Annotated in this window: 9 protein-coding genes and 1 rRNA gene; 5 read left to right on the forward strand and 5 right to left on the reverse strand. The window is 73.5% G+C overall.

Annotated features, from left to right (window positions below):
• Positions 1–75 precede the first annotated feature (75 nt).
• The 4 genes from ACFYOJ_RS24365 to mtnA all read right to left on the reverse strand — a co-directional run bounded on the left by ACFYOJ_RS24365 (position 76) and on the right by mtnA (position 6029).
• Entirely contained in the window at positions 76–1917 is a 1842-nt protein-coding gene (locus ACFYOJ_RS24365) for an LpqB family beta-propeller domain-containing protein (protein ID WP_356556904.1), read from the reverse strand.
• The gene (gene mtrB / locus ACFYOJ_RS24370) at positions 1907–3973 is read right to left on the reverse strand and encodes an MtrAB system histidine kinase MtrB (RefSeq protein WP_356556903.1); all 2067 of its coding nucleotides are present in this window, start codon (positions 3971–3973) and stop codon (positions 1907–1909) included. Before mtrB ends, ACFYOJ_RS24365 begins: the two co-directional genes overlap by 11 nt.
• Before the next feature lies 1 nt (position 3974).
• Complete coding sequence (gene mtrA, locus ACFYOJ_RS24375; RefSeq protein WP_003975799.1) at positions 3975–4664, reverse strand: two-component system response regulator MtrA; 690 nt, start codon at positions 4662–4664, stop codon at positions 3975–3977.
• Between the two features lie 219 nt (positions 4665–4883).
• Positions 4884–6029: an S-methyl-5-thioribose-1-phosphate isomerase gene (gene mtnA, locus ACFYOJ_RS24380; protein ID WP_356556902.1), complete on the reverse strand. Its 1146-nt coding sequence runs from the start codon at positions 6027–6029 to the stop codon at positions 4884–4886.
• A gap of 139 nt (positions 6030–6168) precedes the next feature.
• On the opposite strand from mtnA, the gene ACFYOJ_RS24385 reads away from it, so the two are divergent.
• Genes ACFYOJ_RS24385 through ACFYOJ_RS24405 form a run of 5 tightly spaced genes read left to right on the forward strand, consistent with a single transcriptional unit; the run spans position 6169 to position 11824 of the window.
• Entirely contained in the window at positions 6169–7539 is a 1371-nt protein-coding gene (locus ACFYOJ_RS24385) for a glycerophosphoryl diester phosphodiesterase membrane domain-containing protein (RefSeq protein ID WP_356556901.1), read from the forward strand.
• 4 nt (positions 7540–7543) lie between these two features.
• Positions 7544–8317 (forward strand): DUF4129 domain-containing protein, encoded by a 774-nt coding sequence (locus ACFYOJ_RS24390; protein WP_388597814.1) that lies wholly within the window; start codon positions 7544–7546, stop codon positions 8315–8317.
• The gene (locus tag ACFYOJ_RS24395; RefSeq protein WP_356556899.1) at positions 8314–9525 is read left to right on the forward strand and encodes a DUF4350 domain-containing protein; all 1212 of its coding nucleotides are present in this window, start codon (positions 8314–8316) and stop codon (positions 9523–9525) included. The genes ACFYOJ_RS24390 and ACFYOJ_RS24395 overlap by 4 nt, the downstream gene beginning before the upstream one ends.
• Positions 9525–10514 carry a MoxR family ATPase gene (locus tag ACFYOJ_RS24400; protein WP_356556898.1) on the forward strand — a complete coding sequence of 330 codons (990 nt, stop codon included), beginning with the start codon at positions 9525–9527 and terminating at the stop codon, positions 10512–10514. Before ACFYOJ_RS24395 ends, ACFYOJ_RS24400 begins: the two co-directional genes overlap by 1 nt.
• A complete protein-coding gene (locus tag ACFYOJ_RS24405; protein ID WP_356556897.1) occupies positions 10514–11824 on the forward strand; it encodes a DUF58 domain-containing protein in 1311 nt (436 codons plus the stop codon). The genes ACFYOJ_RS24400 and ACFYOJ_RS24405 overlap by 1 nt, the downstream gene beginning before the upstream one ends.
• 95 nt (positions 11825–11919) lie before the next feature.
• Here the strand turns inward: ACFYOJ_RS24405 and rrf are convergent.
• Positions 11920–12007: ribosomal RNA gene (rrf, locus tag ACFYOJ_RS24410) — 5S ribosomal RNA — on the reverse strand; the annotation flags it as partial.

Consider the following 12007-nt stretch of genomic DNA (forward strand, 5'->3'; position numbering starts at 1 on the left):
GGACGACCCCCGCGTCCGCACCGCCCCGCAACCACCCGCACGAGTGAACGCGCGTGCCGGCGGCGGCCCGTCGCCTCACCCCGGGTAGACCGGCGCCGTCCCCTCCGTGACCTTCTGCCACTGCATGCCGGACGGAAGCCGGACGATCAAGTCCTCCGAGTACGCCACCAGCGGCAGCCGCTCGTCCTCGGTCGCGGCGATCTCCTTCACCCCGGTCAGCGCGGCCGGCACCGAGGCCTCCGGCGCGGAGCCGTCCACCTGGACGTACCCGATCTGCTGCACGCCCCCGCGCTCGCGCCCGACCACCACGAGCCGGCTGTCGCCGGCCCAGGACATGGCCGTGACCTCCTCCAGCTCGGGGGCGGCGGAGCGCAGTTCGACGACGGTGACCGTGGGCCGCCCGCCGGCCCGCCCCTCGCGTTCGATCCGCCCGATGAGCAGCGACCGCTTGCCCTTCTCCTCCACGACGAGCGCGATCCGCACTCCGTCGGCCGCCACCCGCACTGCCTGCACACGCCCGTCCAGGCCGGGGACCCGCACCTGCACCGGCTCGCCCGCACCGTCCTCCAGCAGCAGCAGCCGAGCGTTTCGCGGATCACGGTCGGCGATCCACAGGTCGCCCTGTGCGTCCCAGCTGGGCGTGGACAACCGGTCCGCCTCCGTCTTCCCCCCGCTCACCAGCAGCGGCTCGCCGAGCGAACCACCCGTCACCAGCGCGCCGACGTACAGCGTCTTGTGGTCGAAGCCGATACCGGCGGCGCTGTGCTCGTCCCGCGACACCGCCACCGACCGCAGGGGCGTCGTGCCCTCGCCCAGCGGCCCGGGCACCGGTTCGGGGTGCGTCCCGCCGCTGCCCGCGGCGATCCGTACCAGGCGGTGCTCGGCGTCCACGAAGTACAGGTAGTCGGGCTGCTGGGCCGAACCACGCGTCGCGACCGTCCCGGCCCGGTCCTCACCGAGCAGGCACAGTCGCTTGTCCCCCGAGGTCAGTTCGACCTCGTCCACCGCCGGGGTGAGGTTCTGGAGGGTGAACAGAAGCTGGGCCGCCATCTCGTCGCACGTGTCCGTGCCGACGCCGGCGGCCTTGGCGTTGAGCGGGACCTCCAGCCTGTTGCGGTCGTCGGGCGTCAGGGGATCGTCGTTCATCGCCAGCGCCGTCCCGGCCGGGAAAGCCGACCGGACCGCGGGACCCAGCCGGCTCGTCGGCCCGCTGATCAGCGACCGCACCGCCTGGGTCAGCGGGTCCACGAGCCGGCGCACGTAGACGGGATCGGCGACCGCCACCGGCTGCGTGCTCTCGCCGGTACCGGCCTTGCGGACGGTGTTCGCGGCGAAGTAGTACTTGTTGACGGACATGTAGGTGCGCTGGAAGTCCGACTTGCCCATGACGACGCCCTGCGGAAGGGCGTCGATGCGCCACTGGCGGCTCTTGGGGTCCCTGGTGAGGTGCACCGGCCCGCGGTACTCGCCGTCCGCGGGCGCGTACGACTGCTGGGCGTCCACGGTGGCGACCCTGGTGCCCGTCAGCGTGACCTCGTAGTCGTCGACGTCCTCGCTGCTCACCGTGGGATCGGACTCGGTTCCCGCACCGCCCGCGAGCACCGTCGTGAACCGCTCCGGCCGCCAGGTCTTCTCCGCCTCGCCCGTCAGGTACTTGCGCGCCGTCTCGAAGTTCGGGTCGTTGCTGGTCAGCGCCTCGAGGAAACCCTGCACGATCTCGGTCGGCGAGGCGTCCTCCGCCGGCGGCATGGCGAACACCCGTACCTGCGGGTCCTGCCGGGGGGTCGAGTCCACGCCCCGCAGGTCTCCCCTGTCGGGCATGGACGCGCACCCCGCCAGCAGGACGACGCCGCAGACCGCGTACGTCACCGCGCGCATCGGCGTCCGCCGGCCGCTCCCCTCGCGGTCAGCGCCCACGAAAAGCCTCCCCTTGACTGCTCGTCCCCTGCGGACCGGTGTCCGCTCGGTCCGCCGCCCCCGACGCGGGTGTGCCGTCCTGCTTCCGGGCGCCCGAGACGGTCCGCGGCACCACGCGCGCGCCGTTGCCGGGCAGCGCCGTCGGGTCGGCGGTGGCGGTCGCGGCCGGCCGCGGCGGTATCGGGCCCCGCGCGGGCACCGGCGGTACCTGGCCGGGCGCCGCCTGCGCCGGGACGGTGGCCGCCCGGTCCGCGCCCTGCGGCCGGCCGGAGTCACCCGCGTCGTTCAGCCCGCGGTTGCGCCGCGAGTCGGCCGGCTCCAGCGGTATCGGCGATCCCCGCAGCGGCTCGTCCGCGGTTCTGGGCAGCGTCAGCCGGAACTGCGAGCCGCCACCCGGTTCGCCCCAGGCCTGCAGCCAGCCGCCGTGCAGCCGCGCGTCCTCCAGGGCGATGGACAGCCCGAGCCCCGTGCCGCCGGTGGTACGCGCGCGCGCCGGGTCGGCCCGCCAGAACCGGCTGAAGACGCGGGCCGCCTCACCGGGCTTGAGCCCGACGCCGTAGTCCCGCACGGCGACGGCGACCGCGCCGCCGGCCGCGGCGAGCTTGACGACGACGTCGTTGCCCTCGCCGTGCTCGACGGCGTTGACCACGAGGTTGCGCAGGACGCGCTCCACCCGCCGGGCGTCCGCCTCGGCGACGATGGGCTGCTGGTCACCGGTGACGCGTATCCGCGTGCCCTTGCGCTCGGCCAGCGGCTCGGCACCGCTGACCACGCGCCGCACGACCTCCCTGAGGTCCACCGGCTCCGCCTCCAGCGCCGCCGCGCCCGCGTCGAAGCGGCTGATCTCCAGCAGATCCGCGAGCAGCGTCTCGAATCGGTCCAGCTGGTCCGCGAGCAGTTCCGCCGACCGCGCGGTCACCGGATCGAAGTCCACGCGCGCGTCGTGGATCACGTCGGCCGCCATCCGCACGGTCGTCAGCGGCGTGCGCAGCTCGTGCGACACGTCGGAGACGAACCGCCGCTGCATCCGCGACAGTTCCTCGAGCTGACTGATCTTCAGCTGCAGGTTCTGCGCCATCTTGTTGAAGGCCTCGCCGAGCCGCGCGATGTCGTCCTCGCCGGTGACCTTCATCCGTTCCTGCAGCCGTCCGGCGGACAGCCGTTCGGCGATGCTCGCCGCCATCCGTACGGGGGTGACGACCTGACGCACCACCAGCCAGGCGATGACCCCGAGGAGGACGACGACGAACAGCCCGGCCGTCGCCAGCGTCCCCTTGACCAGGCTGAGCGACTTCTCCTCCTGCGTCAGCGGGAAGAGGTAGTACAGCTGGTACGGATCGCCGTTCGGGTCGTTGACCTGTTTGCCGATCACCAGGCCCGGCTGGGACGGCCGGTCGGAGTCGTAGACGATCCGCGTGTAGCTCTGCGCCGCCGACGGGTCGCTGTCCAGCCGCTCCCGCAGGTCCTCGGGCACGCTGGCCGACCAGCTGACCAGGCCCGAGGCGCGCGGGCCGCGCCCGCTGCCGCCGTCGCCGCCCATGGGGAGGGTGACCACGTCGAAGGCGCCCTGGCCTCCGCTGGAGAGCGACTTCACGAGGTCGCTCATCCACTGGATGACGTTCTGCGGCGACCGGCCGTCCACGGGAGTGCCTTCGTCACCGGTCGCGCTCGCCGCCTCCTCGGCCTTCTGCTTGGCCACCGCGAACCCGCCGGCGGCCTGGCTCTGCGACGCCTTCACCTTGGCGTCCAGCAGACCGTTGCGGACCTGCCCGATGACGACGAAGCCCAGCAGCAGCAGCACGCCGAGCGACATCAGCAGCGTGGTGACGACGACCTTGAGCTGGATGTTGCGCCGCCACAGCCGCATGACGGGCAACAGCGGCCTGCGCACCCAGCGCATGAGCAGACGGAGCACCGGACTGCCCTGCACTCCGCCGTGCAGCAGCCCGCCCTCCAGCAGCCGGGCCCAGCGGGAACGCCCGGAGTCCTGGCCGACAGGCCGCCCGGCACGAGTCCCGGACCGGCCGGGCGCCGAAGCGGCACTGTCCCTGCTCATGTCAGCTCGGTCCGGCCTTGTAACCGACGCCACGGACGGTCACCACGATCTCCGGCTTCTCCGGATCCTTCTCGACCTTGGAACGCAGCCGCTGCACATGCACGTTGACCAGCCGGGTGTCGGCCGCGTGCCGGTAGCCCCAGACCTGCTCGAGGAGCACCTCGCGCGTGAACACCTGCCACGGCTTGCGGGCCAGCGCGACCAGCAGGTCGAACTCCAGCGGCGTCAGCGCGATCGACTGCCCGTCCCGCTTCACGGAGTGCCCCGCCACGTCGATGACCAGGTCGCCTATGGCGAGCTGCTCCGGCGCCGGCTCCTCCGACCTGCGCAGGCGCGCCCGGATCCGGGCCACCAGCTCCTTCGGCTTGAACGGCTTCACGATGTAGTCGTCGGCGCCCGACTCCAGGCCCACCACGACGTCGACGGTGTCGCTCTTGGCCGTCAGCATCACGATCGGCACGCCGGACTCCGCCCTGATCAGGCGGCAGACCTCGATACCGTCCCGGCCGGGCAGCATCAGGTCGAGCAGCACCAGATCGGGCTTGGTCTCACGGAAGGCGGCCAGCGCCTTGTCACCGTCGGCTACGAAAGACGGCTCGAAACCCTCACCACGCAGCACGATGCCGAGCATCTCGGCCAGTGCGGTGTCGTCGTCGACGACAAGGACTCGTCCCTTCATAAACGACATCATCCCATTCTCGTAACGACGACAGAGGCGCTGGTGAGCGAGGTCACTGGCCTGTGACGATAGTCGTACGACACCCTCACTGTCTGCCCCGGCCCACCGCCGCCGCCCCCGCGACGGCCCCCTCTCACAGCGTGTCGACGGCACGCTACGGAACGCAGACACCGCCCGGCCGCCGCCGGCGCGGTCCCCGAAGCTCCCGGGGACCGCGCCGGTGCCTCGGCGTCAGCCCTCCGGCGTCCGCCCCGGCCGGGCGGCGCACAGCCCGGCGACGGCGTCGCCCGTCACGGGGGAGATCACGCCCTCCTCGGTGACGATCGCCGTCACCAGCTCGGGCGGTGTCACGTCGAACGCCGGGTTGTACGCCTGGGTCCCCAGCGGCGCCACCGGGATCCCGCCCCCCGCTCCCCCCACCGGCACCTGGGGAGCGGTCACCTCGGTCACCTCGTGACCGGGACGCTGTTCGATCTCGATGGACGCACCGTCCGGCGTCTTCGCGTCCACCGTCGTCACCGGTGCCACCACGATGAACGGCACGTGGTGGTACCGCGCCAGCACCGCCAGCGGATAGCTCCCCACCTTGTTCGCCACCGAGCCGTCGGCCGCGATGCGGTCGGCGCCGATCAGCACCGCGTCCACCTCGCCGGCCGCGAACAGCGAACCGGCCGCGTTGTCGGTGAGCAGCGTGTACGGCATGTTGCTGCGGGCCGCCTCATAGGCCGTCAGGCGCGCGCCCTGGAGCAGGGGACGCGTCTCGTCCACCCACAGCCGCCTCAGCCGCCCCGCCCGGTGCGCGGCGAGCGCCACCGCGAACGCCGTCCCCTCCCCGCCCGACACCAGCGAGCCCGTGTTGCAGTGCGTGAGGACGCGGTGCCCGCCGGCCGGCAGCAGCTCGTCCAGCAGCGCCAGCCCGTGCGCCGCCATGCGGGCGCTGGCCTCGGCATCCTCCTGGTGCAGCGCACGCGCCGCGGCCAGCGCGGCCCCGGCGGCCTGCCCGGTGTCACCGGTCCTGGCCAGCGCCTCCTGGTGGGCGGCCTGTGCCCGGCGCACGCCGACGGCCAGGTTCACCGCGGTGGGACGCGCACCCGCCAGAGCGGCGGCGGCCTCCTCCACCTCGAAGCCCCGCGCGGCGGCGAGCGCGACGCCGTAGGCCCCGGCGATGCCGAGCAGGGGTGCCCCGCGCACGGCGAGCGAGCGGATCGCCTCCACCAGCGCGGCCGGGTCGGTGCAGACCAGCTCGACCTCCTCGGCCGGCAGTCTGGTCTGGTCCAGCAGGACCAGCACGGGACCTTCGGGTGGTTCCTCCCAGCGCAGGGCCGGTATTCCGGCCGGCCGCCCGTCCTCGCCGCTTCGCGCGTACTGATCAGCCATGCGGTCAGTCTGCCCCCATTCCGGCGGACCATTGAAGGTGCGCTGCCCCACCTCTCCCGGTCCGCAGCCGTCGGCCCCATGGCACGATGGCTGCCAACCCGCCGCCGCGACCGCGGAAGGGCACTGTGAAGGAGCGACGATGAACGACACTCCGGGCTGGGCCTCGCCCGGATCCACCCCGTCCGACGGACGGGACCCCGGCGCGTCCGGTCCCGCCGGTCGCCCCGGCCCCGACGGGTCCGCGCAGCCCGCGGACCAGCCGGGCACGGAACCGACGAGTCCCGGCACGAAGTGGTCCAAGGAGCAGCCGCCGTCCGGCCAGTGGTCGGCCCCCACAGGCACCGGCACCGGTCAGGCCCCGCCTCCTCCGCCGCCCCACTCCGGCTGGGGCGCCCCGCCTCCGCCCCCGGGCCACCACCCCGGCGGCTACGGAGCTCCCGGCGGAGGCTGGGGCGGCCCGGGCGGCTACGGAGGACCCGGCGGCGGCTACGGCGGTGGCTGGGGCAACGGCTGGGGAGGCCCTCCCCCCGCGGCCAAGCCGGGTGTGATCCCGCTTCGCCCGCTCGGCGTCGGCGAGATCCTCGACGGCGCGGTCTCCACCATGCGCGCCCACTGGCGCACGGTCCTCGGCATCTCGCTGGCCGTGGCGCTCTTCACTCAGGTCGTCGTGGTCCTGCTCCAGGGCTTCGTCCTGGACACCACCGGTTCGGATGCTCTCGGCGATCCCGACGCCACCCTGGACGAAGTCAGCGACGCGATCGCCGGCACGGCGGTCGACTCGGCCGTCGTCTCCCTGCTCACCATGATCGGCGTCGTCGTGGCCACGGCCCTGCTGACCACCGTCACCAGCCGCGCCGTGCTCGGCAGGCAGGTGACCACCGGCGCGGCCTGGCGGGAGGCACGTCCTCAGCTGGCCCGGCTGTTCGGCCTGGTCCTCCTGGTGCTGCTCATGGTCGTCGGCCTCCTCCTGGCCGGTATGGTGCCCGGCCTGATCGTCACCGCCGCAGTGGGCGGCGAGGCGGGCGTGGCTCTGGCCGCCCTCGGTTTCCTGGCCGGCGGCATCGTCGCGATCTGGCTCCTGACCCGCCTCTCCCTGGCCTCTCCCGCGCTGATGCTGGAGAAGCAGGGCGTCAAGAAGGCCATGAGCCGCTCCACGAAGCTGGTGAACGGTTCCTGGTGGCGGGTCTTCGGCATCCAGCTGCTCGCCCTGGTCATCACCAACGTCGTCGCGTCGATCATCGTCATCCCCTTCACCTTCCTCGCCGCCGCGCTCAGCGGCGACGGTGTCGTCGGTTTCCTCGAGGGCAGCGGTGACCTCGGCTGGACCTTCCTCCTCGTCAGCGGCATCGGCTCGGTGATCGCCTCCGTGGTCACCTTGCCGATCACGGCCGGCGTGACGGTGCTCCTCTACATCGACCAGCGCATCCGCCGCGAGGCTCTCGACCTCGAACTGGCCCGGGCCGCGGGCGTCCAGGGACCGGGCGCCCCCGGCGCCGTCCCGGGGGGCTGATGCGGTGAGTCCGGCGGGGGGAGTTCTCACAGAGGTGCTGCCGCGCACCGCCGTACGGCTGTCGCCGCGCGCCGGCGACAGCCCCGTGCTGTTCCTGGCGCGCTCCGGTGACGAGCCGCCGGTGACGCTCCCGCGCGACCCCGCGCGGGAGGCGGCTCGGCGCGAGCTGTCCAAGCGCATGTACCACGAGAACGACCCCAGCTGGCTCCAACGGGCCCTGAACACCCTGTGGGACTGGATCGGCGACCTGTTCGACGCCGCCTCCACCGCGACACCCGGGGGGACGCTCGGCCTGGTCGTCGTCGTCGCGGCCGTCCTGGCGGTACTGGGCGCCCTCTGGTGGCGCCTGGGCACCCCGCGCCGCACGCCCGTCTCCACTCCTGCCCTGTTCGACGACCGTCCCCGCGACGCCGCCGACCACCGCGCGGCCGCCGAGGCGCACGCCGCCCAGGGCCACTGGAACCAGGCCGTCCAGGAACGCATGCGGGCCATCGTCCGCGCCTTGGAGGAACGCGCCCTCCTCGACGTCCGCCCCGGCCGCACCGCCGACGAGGCCGCCGCGGAGGCCGGCCGCGTCCTGCCCGCCCACGGCGACCGGCTGCGCACGGCGGCCCGGGACTTCGACGACGTCGCGTACGGCGGCCGGCCCGGCAGCGAGGAGACGTACCGGCGTCTGTCCGGCCTCGACCGCGACCTGGCCGACGCCAAGCCGGACCTGGCCGTCGGCGCCTCCCACGGCGCGGACGGCCCGACCACCCGCGGGGGAGCCGCCGGATGACCACCGAGGCCACGCTTCCCACCACCTCGGTCTCGCCCACCGCCCGTCGGCTGTGGACCCGCGCGCGAGGCCTGGTACTCGCGCTCGTCCTGCTGCTGGCCGGCGCCGTCGTGATCGCCGTGGTCCGCTCCGACGCCCGCCACGGCGAGCTCGACCCCCGCTCCGCCGACCCCTACGGCAGCCGGGCCGTCGCCGAGCTCCTCGCCGACCGAGGGGTGTCCACGCGCGTGGTCACCACCCTGGACGACGCCCGCGCCTCGGCAGGCCCGGACACCACCCTGCTGGTGGCCGTGCCCGACCTGCTGACCGAACGCCGGCAGACCGAGCTGCACGCGGCGGTCTCCGGTTCCGGCGGACGTACGGTCCTCGTGGCGCCCGGCGGCGCGGCCGTCGAGCGCCTCGCCCCCGGTGTCACCGCAGACCCCGCGGTCAGCGCCGACTCGACGCTGACCCCCGCCTGCGACCTGCCCGCCGCCCGACGCGCGGGCAGCGCCGACACGGGCGGCATCCGCTACAGCACCCCTCTCGAAGCCGACGCCTGCTACCCCAGCCGGCGCCTGGCCACCCTACTGCGCCTCCCCGACACGTCCGCGACGGCGGCCCAGGACGGCCCCCAGGGCGACACCGTCGTCCTCGGCGCCCCCGACATCCTCTACAACGACCGCCTCGACGAGCACGGCAACGCCTCCCTCGCCCTGCAACTCCTCGGTTCCCGCAGCCACCTCGTCTGGTACCTCCCCTCCCTCGCCGACGACGCCGTCGCACCGGAGGAGGAGCGAGGTTTCTTCGACCTGCTTCCTTCCGGCTGGCTCTGGGGCACACTGCAGCTCTTCATCGCCGCGGCCCTCGCCGCGCTGTGGCGGGCACGCAGGCTCGGCCCCCTGGTGCCCGAGAAGCTCCCCGTGGCCATCCGCGCCTCCGAGACCACCGAAGGCCGCGCCCGCCTCTACCACAAAGCGAACGCCCGCGACCGCGCGGCCGCCGCTCTCCGCTCCGCCACCCGCACCCGCCTCGCCCCCCTCACCGGCGTCCCCGCCTCCCAGGCGCACGCGCCCGAGGCCCTGCTCCCCGCCCTGTCCGCTCACGTCCCCGACCGCGGACAGGCCCTGCACGCCCTCCTCTTCGGCCCGCCGCCCAGCGACGACGCCGCCCTCATCGCACTCGCCGACCAACTCGACGCCCTCGAAAGAGAGGTACGCCGTCCATGATGGACCCGACCACTGACAACGCCGGGCCGGCCGGGGGCCCGGGCGACGCCCGCGCCGCCCTCGAGGCCCTGCGCGCCGAGATCGCCAAGGCCGTGGTCGGCCAGGACGCGGCCGTCACCGGCCTCGTCGTCGCGCTTCTGTGCCGCGGCCACGTCCTCCTCGAGGGTGTCCCCGGCGTCGCCAAGACCCTCCTCGTCCGCACCCTCGCCGCCGCCACGGAACTCGACACCAAGCGCGTGCAGTTCACCCCCGACCTGATGCCGAGCGACGTCACCGGCTCCCTGGTCTACGACGCCCGCACCGCCGAGTTCTCCTTCCAGCCCGGCCCGGTCTTCACCAATCTGCTCCTCGCCGACGAGATCAACCGCACGCCCCCGAAGACCCAGTCGTCCCTCCTCGAGGCCATGGAAGAACGCCAGGTCACGGTCGACGGCACACCTCGCCCGCTCCCCGAGCCGTTCCTGGTCGCCGCGACCCAGAACCCGGTGGAGTACGAGGGCACCTATCCCCTCCCGGAAGCCCAGCTCGACCGCTTCCTCCTCAAACTCACCGTCCCCCTGCCCTCCCGCCAGGACGAGATCGACGTCCTCACCCGCCACGCCGACGGTTTCAGCCCGCGCGACCTGCACGCCGCCGGCGTACGCCCCGTGACGGCAGCGGCGGACCTGGAGGCGGCCCGTGCCGAGGTGGCCAAGACGGCGGTGCACCCGGAGATCACTGCCTATGTCGTCGACATCTGCCGGGCCACCCGCGAGTCGCCGTCCCTCGCTCTCGGCGTCTCGCCGCGCGGCGCCACGGCGCTGCTCTCGACGGCCCGGGCGTGGGCCTGGCTGACCGGCCGTGACTACGTCACTCCCGACGACGTGAAGGCCCTCGCCCTGCCCACGCTCCGGCACCGCGTCCGGCTCCGTCCGGAGGCCGAGATGGAGGGCGTGACGGCCGACTCCGTCATCAACGCGATCCTCGCCCACGTCCCCGTCCCCCGCTGATGGCGCTCACCGGACGCGCCGCCCTCATCGCGGCCCTGGGCTCCGTCCCCATCGGCATCTGGGATCCCAGCTGGACGGGCATCCTGGCGGTCAACGCCCCGCTGGCTGTGGCCTGCGCCTGCGACTTCGCGCTGGCCGCGCCGGTGCGGCGCCTGCGTCTGACCCGCTCCGGCGACACCTCCACCCGCCTGGGCGACACCGCGGACGTCACCCTGACGATCACCAATCCGTCCCGGCGTCCGCTCCGCGCCCACCTGCGCGACGCCTGGCCGCCCAGCAGTTGGCGCCCCGGCACGGAGACGGAGGCTTCCCGCCACCGCCTGACCGTGCCCCCGGGCGAGCGCCGACGCGTGATCACACGTCTACGGCCCACCCGCCGCGGTGACCGCCAGGCGGACCGTGTCACGATCCGCTCCTACGGCCCCCTGGGCCTCTTCACCCGCCAGGGCACGCACGAGGTCCCCTGGAAGGTGCGCGTGCTGCCGCCGTTCACCAGCCGCAAGCACCTGCCGTCGAAGCTGGCGCGTCTGCGCGAACTCGACGGCCGCACCAGCGTGCTCACCCGCGGCCAGGGCACGGAGTTCGACAGCCTCCGTGAGTACGTTCCCGGAGACGACACCCGTTCCATCGACTGGCGCGCGACAGCCCGCCAGTCCGCCGTCGCCGTACGCACCTGGCGTCCCGAACGCGACCGGCACGTCCTGCTCGTGCTCGACACCGGCCGGACCTCCGCGGGCCGGGTGGGGGATGTTCCCCGCCTCGACGCGTCCATGGACGCCGCTCTGCTCCTGGCCGCCCTCGCCTCCCGCGCCGGCGACCGCGTCGACCTTCTCGCCTACGACCGTCGGGTACGTGCCCTGGTCCAGGGCCGCACGGCAGGCGACATGCTTCCTTCTGTGGTCAACGCGATGGCGGCCGTAGAGCCCGAGCTGCTGGAGACCGACATGCGTGGGCTCACTGCGACCGCTCTCCGCTCGGCTCCCCGACGCTCTCTGATCGTCCTGTTCACGACGCTCGACGCGGCCCCGGTCGAGGAAGGCCTGCTGCCCGTCCTGCCTCAGCTGACTCAGCGCCACACGGTTCTCGTGGCGTCGGTAGGGGATCCGCACATCTCCCGGATGGCGAAGGCACGTGGTGACGCCGAGGCTGTCTACGAGGCCGCAGCGGCCGCACAGGCTCAGGGAGAGCGTCGTGTCACCGCGGACCGTCTCCGGCGGCACGGAGTGACGGTCGTCGACGCGGCACCGGATGAGCTGGCGCCGGCACTGGCCGACGCCTATCTGGAACTGAAAGCGGCAGGGCGTCTTTGAGTGGGCGGGGCTTTTCGCCCCTGCCGCTCTCACAATTATTCCTTAAATGCAGAAAGCCCCGCACCGTTCCCGGTGCGGGGCTCTCCTCAATGATTGTTCGGCGGTGTCCTACTCTCCCACAGGGTCCCCCCTGCAGTACCATCGGCGCTGTAAGGCTTAGCTTCCGGGTTCGGAATGTAACCG

Origin of the sequence: Streptomyces sp. NPDC006384, assembly GCF_042870695.1 — a bacterium.
In the GTDB taxonomy this organism is placed as follows: domain Bacteria; phylum Actinomycetota; class Actinomycetes; order Streptomycetales; family Streptomycetaceae; genus Streptomyces.